We start from the raw sequence: 21,296 nt of genomic DNA, 5'->3' as shown, positions 1-21,296 counted from the left end.
GAAATTAGAGTATTTAAATGGCAAAAATATCCTTAATTGAACTTGCAAAAATTTTTCTAAAAATTGGTATTTTCAGTTTTGGAGGACCATATGCTCATATTTCTTTATTCGAAGATGAACTTATAAATAATAAAAAACTAATCTCTACCCAATCTTTTGAAAAAGGTATTGGTTTATGTCAATTGCTTCCAGGGCCAATATCCACTCAATTAGCAATATATATAGGTCTTAAAATTAATGGTTATCTTGGTGGATTGATATCCGGTATATGTTTCATTATCCCAGGATTCATTTCGGTATTAGTTCTTAGCTTTTTTTGGCAAATTTATTCTGGATCAAAATTTCTAAGTGATTTAATTTATTTTAATCCTCCTATTATTGCAGGAATAATTTTTTCATTCTCATTAGTTCTATTAAAAAAAAGATTAAAGTTTGATCGAATATTATTCTCTAGCTCAATATTATTTCTACTTATATTTGCCAAATATAATAGTATTCAATTTCCTCTAATTACAATACTTACTATTGCAGGATTGATAAATATATTTTTAAAGAAATTCAAAGATATTTTTTATAGCTTGGTCCCTTTATCTATATTTTCAACAACCTCATTTTTAACTAGCTCAATCTTTTTGGATATTGCCAAGTTTTATAATTTTTTGAAGGATTCTTTAAACTCAAAATTTTTAATAAATTACCTTAATCTATTTTTATTCTTTTTCAAATCGGGACTTTTTATATTTGGAGGCGGATTAGTAATTATTCCTTTAATGAGTGATTATGTTATCTCGCAAGGATGGTTAACAAATAATGAATTTATTGATGGCATAATGATTGGCCAGATAACACCTGGTCCTGTCTTATTAACTACAAGTTTTATTGGATATAAAGCAGGTTTTTCAATTGGAGGTATTAATGAGGCTTTAAAATATTCATTTATATCAACGTTTGCAATATTTTTACCAAGTTTTATCTTGATTTTTGTTTTTGGGAAAGGCTTCATAAAAAACAGAATTAAATCTGTTAATTACTTTATCGAAGGAGTAATCAATACAATTCCAGGAGCAGTTATTTTCTCTGGCTTTAATTTAATTGAAGATAGTTTTTCATCAAAATTCTTTTTAATTAGCTCTATTTTTATAGTTTTAATCTCCACACTATTATCTTTTTTAAAAGTAGTTCCCACCTACATACTTATTCTTTTTTCTTTAATATTAGGTTTATCAAAATATTTGTTTGCATAAAAAAGGAGGAAATAAATTCCTCCTTTTAAATATTGTCTTACGGTTTATTTACCGATTCTTTTTACCGCAGCTCTTGACTTCTCAAGAATTTCGCCTTTCAAAGGAACAAATCCTAGTGATGGAGCTTTATCTTGATACTCATCACTTAACAATGTATTAAAGGCTTGTTTAATAGCTTTAGTATTTCTACCATTACCTTCTTCATAAGCAAGTATCCATGTTAATGAAGCTATAGGATATGCTCCTTTTGCTGTTGGATTAGGATTTTTACCAGCAAGATTTTTATCTAAAGTAATACCATTGAGAGCTTTAGCTCCTGCCTCAACTGTAGGCTTTACATATTCTCCAGAAAGATTCTGAAGTGCTGCAGCTTTCACATTACCTTTAATGTATGACTGGTTAACATAACCAATTGCACCAGGAGTATTTTGAATAACACCTGCCACACCTGAATTACCTTTTGCTCCAACACCTGCCGGCCATTTTACAGACTTACCTGTGCCCAATGTCCAGGTTTTTGAAAACGCTTCCATAGAGTTTGTAAAGGCTTTAGTTGTACCTGATCCATCAGAACGATGGGTCCAAGTCAATTTCCCTGGTTTACAACCTAATTCTTTCCAATCCTTAATCATTCCCATAGCAACTTGTACTGCTTTCTCTTGGGAAAGTTTCAAATCACAGTCGTAGTTATAACCAAATGCAATAGTTCCACCAACCATAGGTATCTGAACTAATCCTCTAGTAACTTTTGCTATATCTTTATCTTTCATGGGATCATCAGACGCACCAAAGTTTACAGTCTGATCAATAAATGCTTTTCTTCCAGAACCCGAACCAACAGCTTGATAATTTACTTTTGGACCTCCATCATTTGATAAATCTTTGAACCATCTAGTATAAATTTTGGCAGGGAAAGATGCTCCAGCTCCACTTAACCTCACTGAAGAAGTTGAGGTTCCGCAAGAAGCAACCAGAGTCATAGTTGAAGCTAACAAAAAAGCCTTTTTAGCTAATTTCATTGTTTAAATGATCAAAATGATAGACTTCACATTTATAGCATTTATTTAGATTACAAATCCTCTCTAATTAAAAGTTTATCTTTAAATTAATTAGTTCTTAACTCTCTCTTAAACAAAATCTTAAATTATGATTTTTTCTATTTGAATTTAAAAATATTAATATATTAACTTTGGTTAATTTTTAATTTTTATTAATAAAAATTTTGAAATTTGTGGAAAATTTTCCCATTAATTTAAGAGGAGTTTAAGGTTTATTTAAATTTTTTTTTGATTTTAAACCTTATTCATTTCTTAACCTTAATTCGTTTTTATGAATATGGATTTATATCCATTATTTACGTGTTGAGGTTCATGAAACTTTTTAAAAATTTGCTTATAGCCCCTGCAACATTAGGACTTTTAGCTCCTATGTCAGCTACAGCAAACGAAGTTACTATTAGTGATTTCACTCCTGCAGAACAACTTGCTATTACTAACAGCCGCGTAGACGGACTTGAAGCAAGATTAAATAACTTTGAAGCTGGTGGTTTCTCAGAAACTACAACGGCATCATTCGGCGCTAACTTCTACGCAGGTTTCGAGAATGATGATGATGCAGGAAACGACCTTGATGACAACCTAACAACAGGTTATGATTTCGGCATTAAATTAACTACCAGCTTCACTGGTGAAGATAAACTTGAAACTAAATTCGATACTGGTAATTCTGACGCGCCAGGTATTGGTGAGTTCGGTGGAGACACACAAGCTACTGAAGCCCTAAGACTTGACGAGATTTCTTACACCTTCCCACTTGGTGAAAACATCACTGTAATGGTTGGTGATGACATAGGCGCAAGTAAGATGTTTACAAATGCTTGCGTTTACGGAACACCTAGTGACACTCTTGACGAATGTGGAACTAATAACGCTTTTGTCAATAATGACTCAGCGATGGTTGGTGCTGAATATGACTTCGGTAATGGTTTAACTGCTGCAGTTGGTTATGCTGGCAACCCAGATGATATAGCAAACGAAGAAGGAGTGGATGCTTATGGCTTTAACTTTGCTTATACAGCTGATTCTTATGGTGTTTCATTCACTTACGGAGCACTCGAAGATGGCGCACCAGTTAATGACAACATGGGTAATGACTTCGCTTATGGCTTAAATGCATACTACATACCTGACAATGAGGGGCTTCCTTCAATCAGCGTTGGTTACGAATACGGTGAAGATGACAGCGAAGTAGCTGCTTCTGACGAATATACAAACGTCTTCGTTGGATTACAGTGGAGTGAATTTGGCCCTGGTACTCTAGGACTTGGAATGGGTACAAGAGTTAACACTGTTGAAGATACAGATGCTCAGTACATGTACGAGGCATACTACGATTACGAAATTAATGATGGCATGACAATTACACCATTAATTTACGTAAAAGATGTATCAACACTTAACACTGATGATACAACTGGTGTAATGGTTAAGACTTCATTCAGCTTCTAAATTTATTAATTTAATTTAGAAAATCTCTTACACACAAAAAGACCTGCTTTACGCAGGTCTTTTTTTGCTTAGCATTCTTTAAACCTTAAATCGCTCTTAATAATTTTTTTTCCTTAACTTTTTAAATGGAACATAAAAAAGAAGAAAATAACATAGGAACATGTGCTTTTGAGAGTATGTATATGCCAACATTACCTGATAGGCTGTGGTTAGCTATTGGGAAAAGAGATTCTTATTGGGCAGATGACTCCAAAGAAGGAAGCATTCTTTTTACAAGAGAGGGGGTTTTGAATTTAAAAAAATTTATTGCAGAAAAATCATGTCCTAATATTTTTTAAATTTTCCCTACAAATCTGTATTAAGACACGGAAAGATAGTTTCAATAATCGCTCCACCATCTTTATGATTAAAAGCCTTTATAAAACCTTTATTGTTATTGATTATTTTTTTTGTTATTGAAAGACCTAAACCACTACCACTTTTCTTGAATTTAGTCCTTGATGGGTCACCTCTATAAAAACGAGAAAAAATGTCATTAAATTCATTTTCTTCTAATCCAATACCTTTATCTCTAACTCTTATAACAACAGAGCTATCTCTCTTGAAAATTTCAATTTGAATTTCTTCATTAAATGGGGAGTAACGAATAGCATTATCTAAAATATTTATAAATGCTCTTTTTAAATTTTCAATATCACCAGCAATATAATATTTTGTTGGTATAAATAAACTTATTTTTATATCTTTTTTTTCTGCAAGAGGTTTTAATGTTTGCCAAGATTCCATAACCAAATCTGAAATAGATATTTTTTTGTTTTTATTAAAAGATTCGCTACTTTCTAACTTGGAAAGCTCTAAAGTCTCTTCGACCATTTTTCTCAATCTCTTTGACTCTTTCTTAAGCCTTTTAACAAGATACCTATCCTTTTTTGATATTACTTCTTCCAGTCTATCCCCAATTAAGATAAGAGATGTAAGAGGGGTTTTCAGTTCATGAGATACATCATTAATTAATTGATTTTGTCGTTTTTTTATGGATTCAATTGATAATTTACTTTCCAACATTATTAAATAACTCTTTTTACTTCCTCTAATAATCTTTGCCCAAATAGGTTCTCCTGCAATGGTGAAGTCAAGACTGATTGGAAAATTTTTTTTTCTTGAGTAAAGAATTTTATTTCTCAGTACTTCAAGCTCATTAATATCATTAATTGCTTTTCCAATGATATCTTTATATTTAATGAACCTAACAAGAGATAAAGCCTTTTTATTAATAAATTTTATTGTTAGATCTGATGATAAGATAATCCATCCTTGTGATGAATAATCCAACCAAGACAACATTTCTTGAGGTCTAATTTTGTCAAATGGGAAATCAATAGTTCTTTTATATTTATTTTTATCAATTTCAAATTTTTTTTCTTTTGATTGAGAAAAATGCTTGACTTTTATTTTCCACTTCTGATGTAAAAATAATAATACTTCTTGTAGTGTTTTCATTTTCATCCAAACTTATATCCAAAACCTCTTACAGTTTTAAGAAACTTTGGAGCTGAGGGATCTTCTTCTAATTTCTCTCTGAGCCACCTAACATGGACATCTACAGTTTTAGTATCACCAATAAAGTCAATTTCCCATATTTTTTCCAGAATTAAATCTCTTGACCATACCCTTTTTGGATTTTTCATAAATAACTCTAATAATTTAAATTCTTTTGGTGATAATGTTATTTCCCTATCAAAAGAAGTTACCCTACATTCTTCTAAAAACATTTTTATGTGATTAAATTCGATAATTGTCTCTGTTTTTTCTATATTTTTTTTGTTACGTTTAGATCTTCTTATTAATGCTCTTGATCTGGCAATTAATTCATTTAAACCAAAAGGTTTTGTTAAATAATCATCAGCACCAACCTCTAATCCAAGAACCCGGTCTGATTCATTATCTTTGGCACTCAAAATTAATATGGGCGTATAATTTTCTTCATTTCTTATTTTTCTGCATAACTCTAATCCATTTAACCCTGGTAACATTAAATCGAGAATTATAAGGTCAACATCATTTTTAGTATTTTCGCCAATAAAATCTGAAGCACTTAAACCGTCTTTAAAAGTTAAAACTTCAAAACCTTCGCCTTTCAATGATTCACTAACTGTCAGCCTAATACTCTTATCATCCTCTACAAGAAGAATTTTTGAGCCCTGCAAACTTTTATGATCTTTAATAGTCATTTGAAAACCCAACAAATTAATTTTATATAATCAAATTTATTTGATGTAATTATTTCATATTTAATTTACATTGAATTATTATTTTTTTCATTAAATCTTATTTCCTTTTTAATTTTCCCTTAAACCCTTTTATCTAAATTTAGATTGTCTCTTTAATCTTCCTCACACATAATTTTAAAGAGACAAATTTATTGAATTTAATAATAGATATTAAAACTAATATCCCATCGAAGCGTAATAATAATCGTCATCTTCATCTATATTCGTCACAACCCATTCTGGTGGAAAGTCACCAATTTTTACGTATTGATAAAGCTTATCAACATCTGGATCGTAATAAGTATCATTAATTTTTGGATCTTTGATTACTTTGCTTGGATGCATAATAAAAAATATTTCTACTCTTTTTTTATAGATTATTTAGTTTAAAGCATCTTTAAATCTCATTTAAATATTTTCATTTGATCTAGTTGACCCAAGACTAATTTAACTTGTAATTAGTCATGATTGTTTTAATTACCGATTTTTTCGGATCTTTATTTGGATAACAATTAACAATTTTATATTTACCACCTTTTCTATCTGTCTCAACAAGAGTAAATTGAACAAATTTTTCTTTTTCAACATTTGAAAAATCCTTTACTTCTATTTTGATTATTTCTTCATTTTTACTTTCAATTATTCTGGATTTACCTCCACAAAGACGAACAGCCGTTTCTTTAGTTACATAAAATAATTTTTTTTTATCATTAATGGATGATTTACCTTTCGTAATCGAAATTTCATCTTTTGTAATGGATAATTCTTCTTGGGTAATGGATAATTCATCTTTTGTACTGCAAGAAGTAAGAATAAAAATAAATACAGCCAGTAGCTTTTTCATATTTTTTTTAAATGATAAATTCACTTGTAATTGCTTTTAATTGTTTTTTATTTAGTTGGGTAAGATAGCTATGAATTTCTTTTCTACATAATCTGTCTTCAACTCTTTTACTTTCAAGAATTGAAAATGTAATGAAGTTAATAAGTTGATTTTTGTTCATGTTTATCTTATAGGTCTCTATTGTTAACTTTGAATTAAATTCTTATTAAATAAACTTTGACTATTAGAAAAATATTTAGTTTAGAAATTTAGAAGTTTTTTAAACAAATTTATTTTCTGCTTAATAACTTCTTAATCAAATAATCTTAAATTCTAGGAAGTCTCCTATATTTTTACCCCTTGAATATTGAAGACATTAAATAAAAAAGAATAATAAGATAATGACTTCAAAAAATTCAACTTCACCCAAAAGCTCTAATCAAGAAAAAGAGATAGGACATATCAAATATTCTTATGAAGAAAGTTTTAAAAGAGAAAATATATCTCTTTTGGATGATTCGGTATTAATCAAAAATTATAATGATTCTCTTAAATCGCCTCAATCTAGGAGATTTTACAAAACATTAGATAATGAAGACTATCATGACACAATCATGGTCCAAAATATTTTACCTCTAGATAAACTTTCTATTTAGAATTATTTTATTAAAAACTATTTTTAAAGATTTTTTATAGAGTACGGTAATTTAGTAAGAATCACTCTCGCCATGATAATTATTGAATGTTATTTTTATTTTACGTTCATCCAATATTTATATAACTGGACGCATGACATGGGAATAGGGAACGGGATTCTCATTAACTGCATAAGACCATGAATAACCTCTTACAAATAAGAGACAAAATCAAAAGAGCAAATAGGCTTCATCAAGCACAGCTCTTAGCAACAAAAAATGGAGAAGTAACTCCATATAGACAATCAGTCTTTGAAGTAAGAATCAAACAAGCACAAAAAGACATGCAATTGAGTGACTCAATAGATTAAATTCTTATTTGTAACTGATTAAAAAGAGAGGAGTTTAGTTTATTTAAACCCTCTTTTTTTTATCCAAATCTAATTTGTATCAGCTATATTCTTAAAGAAATCACAATAAGTCATCAATTCTGATTCGGTGGGAAGGGAAGGAAGTGGAAGAGCTTTCTTATTAGTGAAGTAATCACAATTAGGACTAACTCTTTTTAAGTTGTTTTCTAATTGGTCGAACTGAGCATCAGAAATTAGAGCATTACCATTACGATAATTTTCGTCATACCAATTAATTCTTTCTTCTAGATAAGTGCTCATTATCCGACCCTATCAAATACTTTGGTTAGATTTTTATTTTGGAATCTAGCGTAAGATTTCAAGTTTGTATCGGGGTCATGTCCCATTGCTTCCGCAATTTGAGTTAGTGATCTCATAGTTCCATCATCTTGCGGTCTAGTGTGAGCAACATAAGCATATCTATGGCGGAAACTATATGGAGTTAACTCAAGACCTTCTGATTGAGCTTCATGGCATAAAACTTCCCAACAGCCACTAACACTTCTTCTTCTTAAATACTGACCAAGGTTCTGCCCTCCTTTTCCTTTTGGTATTTCTGGTAATTTTTCTCCCGCTGCTAATCTTCCGATTAATCCTTCTGACCAATCAAAAGGAGTTCCATCTAAATCTAGAACCTTTAAACCTAATAATTGTCTTTCTCTAACCCTAGAATTTTGCTTCTGATAAGTACACCAAAGTTCTGGTTTTTTACTATGTTTGTTTCTTATTACCAAATGTCTAAGCTCTTCTGGTCTTAGACCAAATACTGCACACAGTTGGACAGCAAACTTCCATTTTTGTGCTTGCTCATTATCTGGGTTAAAGTCAAAAGCTTCCACCAATCTATTGATTTGAAAATCAGTTAATGGATAACCTATTCTCTTATTTGTTTTGACTTGGTTATTGCTCAACCTTTCTTCCATAGAAAGTTCTGGAGGAAGCCAATAAGATGGGAAGTCTTCCTCCCTAACGCAATAATTTAGAAACTTATTTAGAGAAATTCTCATGTGTCTTCTCATTTGAGTTCCAAATTGCCAACCAATTAATTTTTTATATTGGCCATGCTTATATTCATTAAGAACTTTCTTACATAAAGTCTTTGCATTTTCTGGTTTGTGTTTGGTTCGATTCATATATTCCATAACTCCTTCTAAAACAGGCAAGTGCTTTTTCTTCCAAGTAGCTTCTCCAATAGCGAAAGAGTTTGCTTTTCTGTAATTAACTAAAGCTCTTTCCCAATCAAGTTGGATTTCTGTAGAAGTTTGCTTAGTTAATTTGAAAGCAGTTTTTAAAGGTATTTTCTTATTGCTTTCCAAATATGCTTCCGCACCAATCCTTATAAAGTCAAAAGCATCTGGCCATTGATCTTTCTGCCATGCAAAAGGAAGGTTTATTGATGAGAATCCTTCTTTCTTATTTCCTACTAAAAGACGCATATTTCCTCTATCGTTTGAAACTTGCCAACCAGAACCAATCTTGCTCTTAATAGCGTATCTAAACTCTTTAACCCAACTTTCTGTTGCAGACATAAAACAACCTAGTGCTGTCCTATTTTCTACGGAAATCCGTGGAATTACAACCTATAAATGCAAAAGTGTGCAGTCTCGTGCAGTCTTATTCATAGTATGACTTCAGTTATAGCATAGATACCTTTGTCTCACTAGAGGGGACTTAGTGCTTTGGGAGCACTAGGTCGCAGGTTCGAATCCTGTCGCCCCGACTCAATCAAAACCAAGTCATACAAGAGAGTTTCCCAGACTCTCTTTTTTATTGCCAAAAATTAGAAAGATGAGACTGAGCGAGCTTTGAGCGAGATTCTGCTATACCTTGCAATACTTTGCCGAATAGTATCACTCAAAATGATAATTACATTCACAAAATAATCCCAATTATTCCTATTATTAAAAAAAACAATCACAATGAAATCTCTGTTTTCAAGTCAAAGATCAAAAGCAATATTAGGTATTGGTTTAATAGCTATTGGTATTGGTGCAATTTCAAAAAAGGTTATCAGCTATCCAACTGGAGGCTGTATGAAAGGCACTCAAGAATTAACTTTAAATAAAGGGATAAACAAATTTTTTATTTAATGAGTAAGCTTTTTAAATTAATATCTCCAATGTCCCTTTTTTGAAGTAATCGGCGTCATACATTTCATTACCTTTGGTCGTGAGTTCATTCATCATCCACTCTGCTGCTTCTTGATGAGAAGATGCATCTTCACAAGCGTAAAGAGCCAGTCTCACCCAATTAATGTCATCATTATTATTCCAACGATCACCCCGAATCTCAAAAAGCAAATGATTTGTTTTTATAATCTTGGGGCCTTCACTGCTCTTATCTAATGCTTCCAATATATCCATCCCATTCCCGAAGTATTCCTTAAATTTTTCTCTACCTCCTAATGTTGTTTCCCATTCAAAAGAACACACATATAAATATTGTTTTTTTATTATTTCATCTGGTAATTGCTCATTTCTCAAAAAAGTTGCCACCGGAATAGTGTCAGCAGTGTTGTAACTCTCTAACTCAAAATGGTCATTTGAATATGACTCATGCATAAACAATTCTTTATCGAGTTTCTTCAATAAGCCACTGTGAAAAGCAGAGATTAAAGCATCTATAGGAGCATCAAACTTTTGTATTTTAGTAGTTTCTTTTCTCATTACTCAAAAATTAAAATATTAATAAAGGTCCCCAGGATCCCTAGACATACAAAGAAGTCCGAATATTATGCTAAACATAATCATTAGGCCATCAGTGTTGCCTTTGCCTTCAACTTTTAGATAAGCGCAAATTGCCATAATTGAACAATAAATACCATGTATCAGTAACGCTAAAAAAATACCTTTAATCTTACTATTGAAGGTGGTTTTACGAAATTTCCTATAATCATCATCCCACCATTCTCTAGATATAACAAAACCACCCCCATACAAACTATTAATTGTTGATGCAAATAAAACAGCGTATATTAAGAAAAGCCCTAATCCAATAATAATTCCAAAAATATCCATTAAAAAGAGGTTTTATCCCTCTATGTTAGATCGAATGTCAATTACTCAAAAAGTTATAATTTTATTTCTTACACTCACTATTTAAATTTTTTCCTAGCAATTAAATAACCAATACCAAAGGTAATAGGCGATCCTATAAAACCTGCGACAATAACGCCTGGAATAGCTTGATCCAAACCTGGTAAATATCTACTCTCAATTCCAAAAATTGCTCTTGCAATTGGATAACCTAAATAATGGCTAAAAATAATAAACGACCAAAGAGAAAACTTTGCTGCATACCTTTTTCGTGTTTTAGGTTTCCATGAGCGAAGAGCAAACCAGATCCCAAATGGAATTAAAAACGATAGAACCATGCCGAAAAGTAACATATGAATTAAAAATAAGACTTTATCCCTCTGATTTTAGATCGCCTGTCAATCTGAACCACTATAAATTGATTAGACCTATTGCCTATGGAGCACTAGTTTGCTTGTGAGCGAGATTTGAGCGAGATTTTGCTTATTTATGCACTACCTTGCTATATCTTTCTACATTTTAAGACTCATAAATTCTCTTTTAATACCAACTAATAAGCTATAGCATCACTTGTTTCTCGTGGGGGCTGTCGCATTTTGCGTAGCGGGTGCTTTGGGAGCACTAGGTCGCAGGTTCGAATCCTGTCGCCCCGACTCTCTAAAACCAATTCATAGACAGCATTCCCAAGCTGTCTTTTTTATTTTGTAAGTAGTCTCATATTTAGATTTACCCCTCCAGTAGCCCCTCCTGAGCTATAGCTTGCTATTACTTGCACCTATTGGTGCTCCTTTTGCCCCTCTAGTCGAATACTTTCTCCTGGTCTAATATCTCCCTCTTATATCCTTCCGATAGTTCATCATCATATCTACATTGCTCGATAATCTTCACTATCTCGGAGATAGCTTTCATTTTTTGGTCTTCCATTTTAAAAACTTCTCTATATATATAGAAGCATTTTTTGATTAAAAATCAAATGTCCGTTTGTCTAAATAAGGAATGATTTAAGCAGATTTGTTGATTATCTTCTTATGATCAAAATCAAAATTTTCTTTATAAATTTTATAGTTTGGCATAAGGATAAGGACATATAAAGTTTGAGTCATCCACTGCAAATAAATAATTGAGAGTAAGTTATATATAAATTGATTAAAAATGAAAAAAACCATAACGGGCAAAGAAGCCAACAAACCTGAAATCAAAGTAGCATTAAAAGCCTGCCAACCTTTTTCTTCACTTAATTTTCTACTTAATCTAAGAGCCTCTATAGGACCTAATTCAAGATCTTCTGTAATAAAAATTACATACTGATATCTCTTTAAGAGAACTATCCCTGGCCAAATAAAACAGATTAATCCCAAACCCGCAAAAAAAGTAGCAACAAACTCGTTTCTAAACAATAACCAAGATTTTAAAAGTAACTTCCTCTTATTTTTTTCAATAACAGGTGGGTTTTCATAATTATCTAAACGAATATTACTTATAAAAATAACTCTATAGATGAAAGAAGCTATTGTCCCAACTATAATTGCGATGATATATAAATAGGGAACTGATATCGTTATTTCTACTAAAAAAGAAAAACCTACAATTAATATCAAGTAATAAAGGCCATAGGCCTTTATGAGGCGTAAATTAGTTGCCTGCGAAATAATTTTTATACAAAAATTAAACATTTATTTTTTTTTTAGAAATTAATCAAACCTTAACTATGTATAGAATTCATAGAAAGAATTTATTAAACAATTAAAACAAACTCAAAAAATAATTACATCAAAATTATCGACCCAAAACTAGGTCTTTGAAGAGCACCTCCGAGAGCCCCTCTTGACTAATATCATGCTATTTCAAGCAATATCTAGGCCACTTTTTCTGTCTCAAGAATGCCCCACGATCATATAAGAATTCAATAATAGCAATAGCTCTTACAAATCTCTTAAAAAACATCTCTTGTGCTTTGGGAGCACTAGGTCGCAGGTTCGAATCCTGTCGCCCCGATCAGTTATAGCAGTAAGTCTAAGCTAATACCTAATTCACGCAAATAATTGCTTCACGCAAAACTCACGCAAATAGTTTATGGGTATCATTAGAATTTAATTAATCTGGAATTTTGCTGTTGTTATCTATATACATATTTGCTACTTTTGCAGTCGTTAATGTTTTTGTGGCAATAGGAGGCAAGAAATGACAACCAACAAAAGATATGTTCAATTATTAGCTATGGCTCAAACAGGCAAAAAGCTAGAAAGTTGGGCAACTGAAGAAGATAAAAAGATTTATCAGGAAATGAAACAGGCTGATAAGAATATGAGAAATTCAGCAAAGGAATTAGGTATTAAAAATCCAATATTGGAAATACCTTTAGAGTTAGATTAATGAACTGCAAGCCAATACCAGAACGGGAAGATTGGTTCATTACTGATAGAAAACCAACTATCTGTCCCAAATGTAATAAGAAGGAAGTGAGAAAAGCTGTTCTTGGTTATCCAACCGAAGAAGATTTCCTTAATGACAATATTTATTTAATTGGCTGTATTCCAGATTTTCCTATTAATAGGACTTGGGGCTGTAGACAATGTGATGCGGCATTTTTTAAAGACACTCCAAGAAATAAAGCGGCTCTTGGCGGTTTAGTTCCTCATCAGTGGCCTAAAGAATAATTGTTTTCTATTAATTAATAATGTCATAACTAAAATAGAAGTTTTCAGCATTAATAGCCTAGGCAAAGCTAGTACTAGAAGTAGTAAGCGTTTCTTATCATTTTTACCAATTTGAGTATTCATGACGCCCTTTATCAGTTAACTTATAAGATCTTTCTTCCCACTTAAGTTTTTTTAGTCCTTTACTTTTTCTCGCTTCATTTTCTAGCCAATGGATTCGTATTTCGAGAGTATAAGAGGTTAAAGAATCACCGTCAGAAGCATTTTTCCCACTCCAAGGGATTGGCTTTTTTGACTTTTTGCTTTCTAAATCTCTATAACTTCTACCCAATATATATACTGAAGGGTCATCATCATTTGTTCGAATTATTTTATAACAAGGTGAACCTTTTGGAGCCTTATGGTATGCAGTATCGCAACGTGAATTGCTTTTATATTGCGTGATTCTTATACTCGCATTTGAGGTTGTTGGAAGGATTGAGAAAAAAATAGTTATAAATAAAATAATTCTCATCAGACTTTAAAATTTTAATTAAATAGTATACTTTCAATCTAAGAACGACAATTTAAAAGGCATTTAATTTATATTTAAATTCAGATTTCTAGATCGACTGTCAATCAATCAAACATTTAAGTTTTTTTTAAGCAGCATCATATTCATCCACATCTTCAAGCTCTCTCATAAATCTTTTATCTAATAAGTAATTGTCTATAATCTCTGCTGCCATCACTATCTCAGCAGCAGGTTCTTGTAGATCTTTGTCTAATAAGTAATTGTCCATAAGCTCTAGATTGTTATTTTCTTTAATTTGTTTATCGCTGTTTAATAGTTCTCTTATGTAGTTATATACAAGCTCTTGATCGTATCCACTTTCTCTAATTTCTTTCAACATTTCGTCTGGAATTTGCATAGTCGTCAACTCCTATGTGAAAGCCTATAAACGCATACTTACGAAAAAAAAAGGAAAAAACAAGGAATTATTCATTTTTGGTACTTATTAACTACCCAACAGGTATAAATGATGATCCATAACTCCTATCTTTTTTAATGATTTTACCGACATAAAGTTTCCTTATTTCTTCAGGCGCTTTTCTACCAACAAATTCCCATTTACAAGCAGACAATCTTTCTGGATCCAATTCTCTAGTGAAATATTCTTGAGTACCAGCTGGAACCCAACTATGTATTTCATAAACTTCTTTAACTACCCCTTTAAATGTCGCGTAAGCATATTTTGAATCTCCTGAGACTGTCATCATGCTTTTTGGCCAAATCCCCCTTGTATATTCAAAAATTTCTAAATCTCCAAAAGTTGGCTTAAAACATTTGTTGATAAGGATTGAAACTCCTTTATGTTCAGGTAACACTTCAACAGTCTTTTCCGTTAGAAGATTTGTTAATTCAGCAAGTGGTATTCTCTTACAATTTTCTCCCTGCCCCCTTACCAAGTTTGCCAAATTATCTATACCCATTAAATCGATGCATGCCGATTCAATTAATAATGCTGTCTGGTTGTCTAATCCATAAGCGAGAATATCGATACTAAGTTTTTTTTCTAATAATAAATTTGTAATTTTTCTATTTTTTGTCTTAGAAATATCTTCAAGATTATTTAAATGAGCAAAACATCTATCACTTTTACCTTTACCTATATATATAGGTATTCGTTTATTGTCTTCCGAAATCTCACAGTAAACATAAACATAAGTCTTTAAATCGCGAAGAAAGTTTGTCCTCTCATTGCCTAGTAAAGGTAGAAGAGTTTTCTTTAAATCATCGACTTCTTTTTGTATATCTTTTAACAAGGGATTCTTTTTTTAGTTTTAATTATATTTGAAAAATTAATTCCAAGCTTTCCTTTAAGCCATAAGGCACGCAAATGACACGCATATCACATCAAATTAGACCGATCTAGTCCGTACTTTTTTTAATAAAGTCCTGTTAGCACAATAAGTCTTAGTTATAGCTTAAACGATCCTAGTTCTTTGGGAGCACTAGGTCGCAGGTTCGAATCCTGTCGCCCCGACTCTTATAAAACCAAGTCATAGAAAGCATTCCCAAGCTGTCTTTTTTATTTTGTAAGTAGTCTCATATTTAGATTTGCCCCTCCAGTAGCCCCTCCTGAGCTATAGCTTGCTATTACTTTTTTATATTTATCTGAGATAAAGTGAGCAGGAATTCGATTGATATCTTTTGAGATCAATTGAATGCTCTCCTTTTTCATATCTGATTTTAATTAATTCACATGCAAATTTCATATCTCGCAATTTCTCGGCATCCATACTTATGCCAAATAGAAATGGCAATAGATCCCCATAAAAACGAGAAGCATTCTTTAACTTTCCTTTAATACTTTTTGCAAATTCTAAGGCTCTTGCTTCATCTTTATACCTATATTTAAAAAGATTATATTTCTGTTCGAAAAAAGCTACTTCACTTTGAGGAGTAGCATAAAGTATTGCTTTATCTATTGCTAACAGACTTTCGTCTAAGTCTCTGCTTACTTTTGATTTCAAATAATTATAAAGAGATCTGTTTGGGTAAAGATCTAAAGCCATATTTATATTTAATAGGGCTTTTTTAAAGTCTCTATCTTTATAAAAAACAAATGCTTTATAGTAAAAATCATTATGATCAGTAGCTTCTTTATTCTTAATTTTTTCAAAGTAATATTTTTTTTTCTGTTTATATTTTTCATAGAATGGAGGGGTGTAAGTTAGCCCCCGATCACTGTAAATATATTTGTACTTATAAAAATATGGCGTCAAGCTACTAGGTTTCAATTCTTCTAATTTATTTAGATCATATAATGCAAGTTCCCTAAACCCTTCCATCCATTTATTCATTGGACTATCAAAATGTTGATAGGTATGCGCAATCGCAGCTTTAAAAGGAGCACTTATTAAATAGATATCTGGATTATCTTTATCAAATAAAAGTGCAAAATCTAAATCTCTGATTATTTCTAATTCAATTTCCTTTATGAAAGCAGGTGTTCCAAATTTATAATAATCCCATTTGAATCTATCATCATAAAAGGGAGGCAGACCTTTAGTTTTATCCCCTAAATAAAATTTGGCAATTGATTTTTTGGATAAATCCACCTTACTAACAATATTCACAATATCTGAATCTAAAGGAAATTTTTCAGCAAAATTATCAAAAGCCTTTCGTGAAATAGCAAAATTCAAACCCTCTTTATCAGAAATTTTGAAGGTGTTTATGCCTATGACACATCCATTCAAACTTAATAAAGGACCACCAGAATTTCCTTCATTTATTGCTGCATCAGTCTGAATAATTTCACCCTCAGACCTTATTCCACTGATAATTCCTCTTGTAATTGTGTAATCCAATCCACTTGGAGAACCAACAGTTATAACCTCTCGTCCAATAGGTGGATCATTCTTATCAAACTCTAATGAAGTACCCTTAGTTCCTTTTAAGACTATTAATGCAAGATCTTTACTTAGATTGTTTTCATTTTTAAATGATTCAGAAATATCTTTTTCTCTAGGGATTAAGCCATTAGATAATACATAACCTCCATCAACTTCTTTATTAGACCAAACTATTGCTACTCTTTTATATTTATCAACCACATGACTATTTGTAATAATGTAAGTTAAATTCTTATGGTGCTTAATAACAATTCCACTTCCTGAACCTTTTGGTGTTTTTACAACGACAACTCCATTTTTGGCGTTTTTATATAATTCTTCAAATCCATAATTATTTTTTCTACACTTAAAAACTCTATTGTTTAAAAAATTAAATGAATAAAGCGTTGATGTAGAAAATGAAAATAAAAATAAAATTAAAAATATTAATTTTCTCATTTATGCAAATTCACAATATTTTAATTTTATTAGAACTATTTAAAATTGATTAATCTTTTTATTGAACCTTAAATAAACAAATTCTGAAATTAAAGCAAATTAAATTTCAATCCATTCATCGTTATCCAATTTATAGTTCTTTGTAATTTGTTCTAAGTCACTAATCCATAAGTATCCAAGTTCTAGAGTTGTGGGGTTTATTTTGAATAAAAAATCTTTCTGCCAGGAAACTTGGAGATCAGTAATTTTCATATTCATATTTTTTTCTTTGCGACAAAATTGATTTATGTAATCAAATAAATTTTGATATTCAACAAACTCTCCAAATTGAGGAGTAAAATTAAAAGTCTCACTAAGATTTTTAATATCTTCACCTATATTTAATTCCCATCTCATTTGAACAATAGCTCCTTTATTTTTATGAAAGCTCAACTCTTTCCTTTTGGTATTTAATGTTGAGCACGCATAATATCTAAGTCCATCTCCATCTTGATTTGTATGATATTCAATATTACGAAAATCTTTTGCCATAAATTTAAAAAATATTTTTGAGTTTCTCTGCTTTTCTATCATCCTCATCAGCGCCTTCATTATCTCCTGATTTACGCTTTGCACTTGCACGATAATTATATAAATATGCTTTATTAGGTTTATTAGGAAATAGTTCTATTGCCTTTGTGTAGTCATCAATTGCTCCTTGATAATCTCCTAATTTACTCTTTGAATCTCCACGCAATCGATAAGCAAAAACACTATTAGGTTCAATTTCTATTGCCTTTGTATAATCTTCAATCGCATCTTCATAGTTTTTTGTTCCTCTAAAAGTCCCGCGACTTATATAAAACCTGGCATCATTCGGTTTAATTTCTATTGCCTCATTTAAATAAATGATTGAATTATTAATATTGCCTTTTTTACACTCTTCCATTACAAGTTTCATGAGTTCAGAAATAGTTTTTGGTTCAGTCATAAGTCAAGGATATATAGAATTTCTTACAAAATATTTTTTAAATATCATTCTTAAAAAAAGCAAGCATAATTCTTTCTGTGACCTGACTTATATTTTCAAGTTTCCACTCTTCCTTAAGTGAGCGAAGTTTTTTTATTACTCTATTGTGCATTTGTAATCTAATCTCGTTATATGCATCTTCATTTTCTTGTCTTAATTTCTCTTTTTTAGAGACATCTCTAAGTCTTTTCATTCCATTTGACCAATTTATTTCAATTGTTTCTTTTGTCTCATTTAATATTTCTGCTATTTCATCATTTGTATGCATAATTTCATAAGACTCTCCTAAACCTAAACTTAATCTAAGGATATCCTTTTCTAATAAAGGAAAAGATTCTATTTGTTTAGAAATAAATCCTCGAGTGTCAATATCTGGTTCTTTATTCTTGTCAATTGAAACTACTTTATTTTCATCCATGATTTTTAACTTAGATAAATAATGTATATAAAAATTATCTTATGAACCGAATTTATGCAGCAAGATTTCTATATCTTGTAAATTGCGGTTCAAATAATAATTTGACTGTTCCTAAAGGACCATTTTTATGTTTACAGGTAATAATTTCAGCAATGCCTCTATCTTCGGTTTCTGGGTTGTAATATTCATCTCTATAAATCATGGTAATAATGTCTGAATACACCTCAAGAGGTTCAAAGTCTCTGATATCACTTAACATTGGTCTTTTATTTCTTCTTTTTTCTACATCCTTACTAAGTTGAGAAATAACAATAACAGGGACATTTAGTTCCTCTGCTATCCTTTTAAGACTCTTTGCTAATTTCAATAAATATTCTTCTCTATTTGATACTTCAGAAATAGGCAAATAATCGAGTAATTGGACATAATCAAGAATTACAAGTCCTAAACTCTTTTTTTCAGATTCCTCTTTAATCTTTTGACAGATTGATTGCATCTCTTGAATGGAACTTATTGGTTTATCAGTGATATGCAAAGGTAATTTACTTAAAGAATTAATGCCTTCATTTAGTAAAAACCATTCATCTTGTTGTAATCTGCCTGTTCTTAGTCGACCAGATTCAATTCCTATTTCCATTGACAAAAGTCGATTAGATATTTGTTCCTTACTAATTTCCAGATGGAAAAGGCAAATTGGAAGATTTTGAGTTTTAGCAACATTCAATGCCATATTTAAAGATAATGATGTCTTGCCCATTGCAGGTCTTCCACCCAGAACAATTAATCCCCCTCTTGGAAGTCCTTGAGTCATAGCGTCGTAATCATAAAAAGATACTGGGATTCCAGATTCACTATTACCTAAAGCACGACTTTCGATTTCTTCAAATTTGGTACTCAGTATTTCACCAATTACTTTTGTTCGATCATTAATGCTTTCTTCACTCATTATTAATTTTTAGGGGACACTTATTTAAGCGAACTTTTAATAGAATGCAAATTAAGTTTCTTTAAGAAATTTTTTGTATGGACTTGATATGGCTTCTAGTCTTAATTAGGAAAAATTCTTAGAATTAAAAAAAAAATGAAGGATTACAGTTGATAAAACATATGAAGAAAAGAATTGCTACGCTTACAGCTTTTATACTTTTGATATTCTTTCTAAAACCATTAAGAATTGGAACGACAATTTTCTTTCCAATTGCATCTTTATTTACATCAGAAAAAGCTTATGCAAATACAGTTTCTTGGTATATTACACAAGGAATTTTGGCGAGAAATAAAGGGAATTATAAAGCTGCAATTGATTTTTATAATAAGGCTCAGCAAATAAATCCAAATATTGATTTGATTTATTTAAACAGAGGTTTAGCAAAAGTAAAAATAAAAGATTTTCAAGGCGCACTTAAGGATTACAACAAGGCTATAGAGATTAATCCACAATTTGCGGAAGCATACATGAATCGTGGAACTTTAAAGGGAGGTTTCTTTGAAGACTATTCTGGTTCAATAAATGATTTGAATAAAGCACTATCAATTAATCCAAAATTAGCAGATGCTTACGAAAGAAGAGGAATTGCTCAATTACTAATAGGAGAAAATGAAAAAGCTTGTGATGATTTTAAGAAGGCTTTGACATTTAACAATAAAACTCTTGATCTTTTTGAAAAATATTGCAAATAAAATTTTAAGTTTTTTAAAGATTGATTGAATATGTCTGATATTGAATCATATTTAAATTCCATAAAATATTTTTAATGCAAAAGTTCTTATGAAATTAGTTGGTTTGGAAGCAAAAATCAAAAGTTAGAGCGGGTGCTTTGGGAGCACTAGGTCGCAGGTTCGAATCCTGTCGCCCCGATTGACTTCTCACGATTCTTAAATAGTCCTTGGGCGATCCCTGGGCGATCATTTGCTATACCTTGCATAGCTTTGCATACTGCATCGCCCGCTAAAACAACTAAATAAGCAATATTAAACAGACCATTGCTCCAATACTAAAAATTAAGATCTACCCTTGCGAGTTAATAGTCTTTCAAAATAATCATTTTTTCATTTTAAATAGGTTTTTATTTATTAAATTTAAAACCCGAACCACAAGAACTTTTTGTCGCGCCTTTTGGAGTACTAATCAAGAATCCTCCTCCGGATAAATCCTGATAATGATCAAGTGATAGTTCATCTAGTAAACTTTTTTGAGATTCTGGAGCGTAGACAGTTAAGCCATCAGTTCTTGCAATCGGAATTCCTGATTTTTCCCAGATATTAACTCTCAGAAACATCCATCCATCATCAAGAATATCAGGTTGCAAATATAGGAATATTTCTCCAGGTGTACCACGATAAATTGATTGCCTGAGCAATTCATTTGAAGCAGCCTTGGTAATAGTTAAAGAACTCAATTTTTAAATACACTTAGTACATAGATTAATTATTTTTTAATTCAATAAC

28 protein-coding genes, 2 tRNA genes and 2 pseudogenes are annotated in these 21,296 nt (G+C 31.1%); 11 read left to right on the top strand and 21 right to left on the bottom strand.

Annotation, left to right across the window (positions count from 1 at the left end; translation table 11 throughout):
• Positions 1-17: 17 nt before the first annotated feature.
• Positions 18-1,244 (top strand): chromate efflux transporter, encoded by a 1,227-nt coding sequence (gene chrA / locus JJ847_05735; GenBank protein MBO6960382.1) that lies wholly within the window; start codon positions 18-20, stop codon positions 1,242-1,244.
• Positions 1,245-1,288: 44 nt separating this feature from the next.
• Here the strand turns inward: chrA and pstS are convergent, their stop codons facing one another.
• On the bottom strand, positions 1,289-2,263 hold the full coding sequence (pstS, locus tag JJ847_05730; GenBank protein MBO6960381.1) for a phosphate ABC transporter substrate-binding protein PstS: 975 nt from the start codon (positions 2,261-2,263) through the stop codon (positions 1,289-1,291).
• A 351-nt stretch (positions 2,264-2,614) separates the two neighbouring features.
• Between pstS and JJ847_05725 the strand changes: the two genes are divergently transcribed.
• Positions 2,615-3,751: a porin gene (locus JJ847_05725; GenBank protein ID MBO6960380.1), complete on the top strand. Its 1,137-nt coding sequence runs from the start codon at positions 2,615-2,617 to the stop codon at positions 3,749-3,751.
• Between the two features lie 137 nt (positions 3,752-3,888).
• Positions 3,889-4,089: pseudogene (locus JJ847_05720) on the top strand (hypothetical protein).
• Positions 4,090-4,096: 7 nt separating this feature from the next.
• On the opposite strand, the gene JJ847_05715 reads toward JJ847_05720, so the two are convergent.
• The 5 genes from JJ847_05715 to JJ847_05695 all read right to left on the bottom strand — a co-directional run bounded on the left by JJ847_05715 (position 4,097) and on the right by JJ847_05695 (position 7,025).
• Positions 4,097-5,257, bottom strand: a complete 1,161-nt coding sequence (locus JJ847_05715) for a HAMP domain-containing histidine kinase (protein ID MBO6960379.1) — start codon at positions 5,255-5,257, stop codon at positions 4,097-4,099.
• Positions 5,254-5,982: a response regulator transcription factor gene (locus JJ847_05710; GenBank protein MBO6960378.1), complete on the bottom strand. Its 729-nt coding sequence runs from the start codon at positions 5,980-5,982 to the stop codon at positions 5,254-5,256. The genes JJ847_05715 and JJ847_05710 overlap by 4 nt, the downstream gene beginning before the upstream one ends.
• Positions 5,983-6,198: 216 nt before the next feature.
• Positions 6,199-6,366: a hypothetical protein gene (locus JJ847_05705; GenBank protein ID MBO6960377.1), complete on the bottom strand. Its 168-nt coding sequence runs from the start codon at positions 6,364-6,366 to the stop codon at positions 6,199-6,201.
• Positions 6,367-6,463: 97 nt separating this feature from the next.
• The gene (locus JJ847_05700) at positions 6,464-6,865 is read right to left on the bottom strand and encodes a hypothetical protein (GenBank protein ID MBO6960376.1); all 402 of its coding nucleotides are present in this window, start codon (positions 6,863-6,865) and stop codon (positions 6,464-6,466) included.
• Between the two features lie 7 nt (positions 6,866-6,872).
• Complete coding sequence (locus tag JJ847_05695) at positions 6,873-7,025, bottom strand: hypothetical protein (protein MBO6960375.1); 153 nt, start codon at positions 7,023-7,025, stop codon at positions 6,873-6,875.
• 220 nt (positions 7,026-7,245) lie between these two features.
• Here JJ847_05695 and JJ847_05690 point away from each other — a divergent pair, with 220 nt between their 5' ends.
• Both JJ847_05690 and JJ847_05685 read left to right on the top strand, forming a co-directional pair.
• Positions 7,246-7,500, top strand: coding sequence for a poly-A polymerase (locus JJ847_05690; protein MBO6960374.1), 255 nt, complete (start codon positions 7,246-7,248; stop codon positions 7,498-7,500).
• A gap of 179 nt (positions 7,501-7,679) precedes the next feature.
• Entirely contained in the window at positions 7,680-7,850 is a 171-nt protein-coding gene (locus JJ847_05685; GenBank protein ID MBO6960373.1) for a hypothetical protein, read from the top strand.
• Between the two features lie 120 nt (positions 7,851-7,970).
• Here the strand turns inward: JJ847_05685 and JJ847_05680 are convergent.
• Together JJ847_05680 and JJ847_05675 are read right to left on the bottom strand one after the other, a co-directional pair.
• Positions 7,971-8,150 (bottom strand): annotated as a pseudogene (locus tag JJ847_05680) (NAD-dependent DNA ligase).
• Positions 8,150-9,418 (bottom strand): hypothetical protein, encoded by a 1,269-nt coding sequence (locus JJ847_05675; GenBank protein ID MBO6960372.1) that lies wholly within the window; start codon positions 9,416-9,418, stop codon positions 8,150-8,152. The pseudogene JJ847_05680 and the gene JJ847_05675 overlap by 1 nt, the downstream one beginning before the upstream one ends.
• A 111-nt stretch (positions 9,419-9,529) precedes the next feature.
• On the opposite strand from JJ847_05675, the gene JJ847_05670 reads away from it, so the two are divergent.
• Both JJ847_05670 and JJ847_05665 read left to right on the top strand, forming a co-directional pair.
• Positions 9,530-9,605 (top strand) — tRNA-Pro (locus tag JJ847_05670).
• 203 nt (positions 9,606-9,808) lie between these two features.
• A complete protein-coding gene (locus tag JJ847_05665) occupies positions 9,809-9,979 on the top strand; it encodes a hypothetical protein (GenBank protein ID MBO6960371.1) in 171 nt (56 codons plus the stop codon).
• A gap of 12 nt (positions 9,980-9,991) precedes the next feature.
• On the opposite strand, the gene JJ847_05660 is transcribed toward JJ847_05665, so the two are convergent.
• From JJ847_05660 to JJ847_05650, 3 genes are all read right to left on the bottom strand, one after another.
• Positions 9,992-10,555, bottom strand: coding sequence for a hypothetical protein (locus JJ847_05660; GenBank protein MBO6960370.1), 564 nt, complete (start codon positions 10,553-10,555; stop codon positions 9,992-9,994).
• An 18-nt stretch (positions 10,556-10,573) separates the two neighbouring features.
• Positions 10,574-10,906: a hypothetical protein gene (locus tag JJ847_05655; protein ID MBO6960369.1), complete on the bottom strand. Its 333-nt coding sequence runs from the start codon at positions 10,904-10,906 to the stop codon at positions 10,574-10,576.
• 77 nt (positions 10,907-10,983) lie between these two features.
• The gene (locus tag JJ847_05650; protein MBO6960368.1) at positions 10,984-11,262 is read right to left on the bottom strand and encodes a hypothetical protein; all 279 of its coding nucleotides are present in this window, start codon (positions 11,260-11,262) and stop codon (positions 10,984-10,986) included.
• A gap of 243 nt (positions 11,263-11,505) precedes the next feature.
• Between JJ847_05650 and JJ847_05645 the strand changes: the two genes are divergently transcribed.
• Positions 11,506-11,577: transfer RNA gene (locus JJ847_05645), tRNA-Pro, on the top strand.
• A gap of 348 nt (positions 11,578-11,925) precedes the next feature.
• Here JJ847_05645 and JJ847_05640 read toward each other — a convergent pair.
• Positions 11,926-12,597 (bottom strand): hypothetical protein, encoded by a 672-nt coding sequence (locus JJ847_05640; GenBank protein ID MBO6960367.1) that lies wholly within the window; start codon positions 12,595-12,597, stop codon positions 11,926-11,928.
• Between the two features lie 508 nt (positions 12,598-13,105).
• Between JJ847_05640 and JJ847_05635 the strand changes: the two genes are divergently transcribed.
• A complete protein-coding gene (locus JJ847_05635) occupies positions 13,106-13,297 on the top strand; it encodes a hypothetical protein (protein MBO6960366.1) in 192 nt (63 codons plus the stop codon).
• Complete coding sequence (locus JJ847_05630) at positions 13,297-13,581, top strand: hypothetical protein (GenBank protein ID MBO6960365.1); 285 nt, start codon at positions 13,297-13,299, stop codon at positions 13,579-13,581. Before JJ847_05635 ends, JJ847_05630 begins: the two co-directional genes overlap by 1 nt.
• A gap of 103 nt (positions 13,582-13,684) precedes the next feature.
• On the opposite strand, the gene JJ847_05625 is transcribed toward JJ847_05630, so the two are convergent.
• The 8 genes from JJ847_05625 to JJ847_05590 all read right to left on the bottom strand — a co-directional run bounded on the left by JJ847_05625 (position 13,685) and on the right by JJ847_05590 (position 19,794).
• Entirely contained in the window at positions 13,685-14,095 is a 411-nt protein-coding gene (locus JJ847_05625) for a hypothetical protein (protein MBO6960364.1), read from the bottom strand.
• 127 nt (positions 14,096-14,222) lie between these two features.
• Positions 14,223-14,492 carry a hypothetical protein gene (locus JJ847_05620; protein MBO6960363.1) on the bottom strand — a complete coding sequence of 90 codons (270 nt, stop codon included), beginning with the start codon at positions 14,490-14,492 and terminating at the stop codon, positions 14,223-14,225.
• 91 nt (positions 14,493-14,583) lie between these two features.
• Positions 14,584-15,387 (bottom strand): hypothetical protein, encoded by an 804-nt coding sequence (locus JJ847_05615; GenBank protein MBO6960362.1) that lies wholly within the window; start codon positions 15,385-15,387, stop codon positions 14,584-14,586.
• Between the two features lie 348 nt (positions 15,388-15,735).
• The gene (locus tag JJ847_05610; protein ID MBO6960361.1) at positions 15,736-17,421 is read right to left on the bottom strand and encodes a trypsin-like peptidase domain-containing protein; all 1,686 of its coding nucleotides are present in this window, start codon (positions 17,419-17,421) and stop codon (positions 15,736-15,738) included.
• A gap of 99 nt (positions 17,422-17,520) precedes the next feature.
• A complete protein-coding gene (locus JJ847_05605; protein ID MBO6960360.1) occupies positions 17,521-17,952 on the bottom strand; it encodes a hypothetical protein in 432 nt (143 codons plus the stop codon).
• Positions 17,953-17,956: 4 nt separating this feature from the next.
• Positions 17,957-18,391 carry a tetratricopeptide repeat protein gene (locus JJ847_05600; GenBank protein MBO6960359.1) on the bottom strand — a complete coding sequence of 145 codons (435 nt, stop codon included), beginning with the start codon at positions 18,389-18,391 and terminating at the stop codon, positions 17,957-17,959.
• A 37-nt stretch (positions 18,392-18,428) separates the two neighbouring features.
• Positions 18,429-18,848, bottom strand: coding sequence for a hypothetical protein (locus tag JJ847_05595; protein ID MBO6960358.1), 420 nt, complete (start codon positions 18,846-18,848; stop codon positions 18,429-18,431).
• A 52-nt stretch (positions 18,849-18,900) separates the two neighbouring features.
• Positions 18,901-19,794, bottom strand: coding sequence for an AAA family ATPase (locus JJ847_05590; protein ID MBO6960357.1), 894 nt, complete (start codon positions 19,792-19,794; stop codon positions 18,901-18,903).
• 161 nt (positions 19,795-19,955) lie between these two features.
• On the opposite strand from JJ847_05590, the gene JJ847_05585 reads away from it, so the two are divergent.
• Complete coding sequence (locus tag JJ847_05585) at positions 19,956-20,528, top strand: tetratricopeptide repeat protein (protein MBO6960356.1); 573 nt, start codon at positions 19,956-19,958, stop codon at positions 20,526-20,528.
• 386 nt (positions 20,529-20,914) lie between these two features.
• On the opposite strand, the gene JJ847_05580 is transcribed toward JJ847_05585, so the two are convergent.
• The gene (locus JJ847_05580; GenBank protein ID MBO6960355.1) at positions 20,915-21,247 is read right to left on the bottom strand and encodes an AIR synthase; all 333 of its coding nucleotides are present in this window, start codon (positions 21,245-21,247) and stop codon (positions 20,915-20,917) included.
• Between the last annotated feature and the right edge of the window lie 49 nt (positions 21,248-21,296).

Origin of the sequence: Prochlorococcus marinus CUG1438 (genome assembly GCA_017644325.1) — a bacterium.
In the GTDB taxonomy this organism is placed as follows: domain Bacteria; phylum Cyanobacteriota; class Cyanobacteriia; order PCC-6307; family Cyanobiaceae; genus Prochlorococcus_A; species Prochlorococcus_A marinus_AA.
This window is presented reverse-complemented; position numbering and strand designations above follow the sequence as displayed.

Bases quoted from the DNA above. Each gene is read 5' to 3' on its own strand.
- pstS (MBO6960381.1), bottom strand. From the start codon at position 2,263: ATGAAATTAGCTAAAAAGGCTTTTTTGTTAGCTTCAACTATGACTCTG.
- JJ847_05715 (MBO6960379.1), bottom strand. From the start codon at position 5,257: ATGAAAATGAAAACACTACAAGAAGTATTATTATTTTTACATCAGAAG.
- JJ847_05700 (MBO6960376.1), bottom strand. From the start codon at position 6,865: ATGAAAAAGCTACTGGCTGTATTTATTTTTATTCTTACTTCTTGCAGT.
- JJ847_05685 (MBO6960373.1), top strand. From the start codon at position 7,680: ATGAATAACCTCTTACAAATAAGAGACAAAATCAAAAGAGCAAATAGG.
- JJ847_05665 (MBO6960371.1), top strand. From the start codon at position 9,809: ATGAAATCTCTGTTTTCAAGTCAAAGATCAAAAGCAATATTAGGTATT.
- chrA (MBO6960382.1), top strand. From the start codon at position 18: ATGGCAAAAATATCCTTAATTGAACTTGCAAAAATTTTTCTAAAAATT.
- JJ847_05695 (MBO6960375.1), bottom strand. From the start codon at position 7,025: ATGAACAAAAATCAACTTATTAACTTCATTACATTTTCAATTCTTGAA.
- JJ847_05635 (MBO6960366.1), top strand. From the start codon at position 13,106: ATGACAACCAACAAAAGATATGTTCAATTATTAGCTATGGCTCAAACA.
- JJ847_05660 (MBO6960370.1), bottom strand. From the start codon at position 10,555: ATGAGAAAAGAAACTACTAAAATACAAAAGTTTGATGCTCCTATAGAT.
- JJ847_05605 (MBO6960360.1), bottom strand. From the start codon at position 17,952: ATGGCAAAAGATTTTCGTAATATTGAATATCATACAAATCAAGATGGA.
- JJ847_05595 (MBO6960358.1), bottom strand. From the start codon at position 18,848: ATGGATGAAAATAAAGTAGTTTCAATTGACAAGAATAAAGAACCAGAT.
- JJ847_05690 (MBO6960374.1), top strand. From the start codon at position 7,246: ATGACTTCAAAAAATTCAACTTCACCCAAAAGCTCTAATCAAGAAAAA.
- JJ847_05625 (MBO6960364.1), bottom strand. From the start codon at position 14,095: ATGAGAATTATTTTATTTATAACTATTTTTTTCTCAATCCTTCCAACA.
- JJ847_05705 (MBO6960377.1), bottom strand. From the start codon at position 6,366: ATGCATCCAAGCAAAGTAATCAAAGATCCAAAAATTAATGATACTTAT.
- JJ847_05725 (MBO6960380.1), top strand. From the start codon at position 2,615: ATGAAACTTTTTAAAAATTTGCTTATAGCCCCTGCAACATTAGGACTT.
- JJ847_05675 (MBO6960372.1), bottom strand. From the start codon at position 9,418: ATGTCTGCAACAGAAAGTTGGGTTAAAGAGTTTAGATACGCTATTAAG.
- JJ847_05640 (MBO6960367.1), bottom strand. From the start codon at position 12,597: ATGTTTAATTTTTGTATAAAAATTATTTCGCAGGCAACTAATTTACGC.
- JJ847_05710 (MBO6960378.1), bottom strand. From the start codon at position 5,982: ATGACTATTAAAGATCATAAAAGTTTGCAGGGCTCAAAAATTCTTCTT.
- JJ847_05630 (MBO6960365.1), top strand. From the start codon at position 13,297: ATGAACTGCAAGCCAATACCAGAACGGGAAGATTGGTTCATTACTGAT.
- JJ847_05620 (MBO6960363.1), bottom strand. From the start codon at position 14,492: ATGCAAATTCCAGACGAAATGTTGAAAGAAATTAGAGAAAGTGGATAC.
- JJ847_05655 (MBO6960369.1), bottom strand. From the start codon at position 10,906: ATGGATATTTTTGGAATTATTATTGGATTAGGGCTTTTCTTAATATAC.
- JJ847_05585 (MBO6960356.1), top strand. From the start codon at position 19,956: ATGAAGAAAAGAATTGCTACGCTTACAGCTTTTATACTTTTGATATTC.
- JJ847_05600 (MBO6960359.1), bottom strand. From the start codon at position 18,391: ATGACTGAACCAAAAACTATTTCTGAACTCATGAAACTTGTAATGGAA.
- JJ847_05610 (MBO6960361.1), bottom strand. From the start codon at position 17,421: ATGAGAAAATTAATATTTTTAATTTTATTTTTATTTTCATTTTCTACA.
- JJ847_05590 (MBO6960357.1), bottom strand. From the start codon at position 19,794: ATGAGTGAAGAAAGCATTAATGATCGAACAAAAGTAATTGGTGAAATA.
- JJ847_05650 (MBO6960368.1), bottom strand. From the start codon at position 11,262: ATGGTTCTATCGTTTTTAATTCCATTTGGGATCTGGTTTGCTCTTCGC.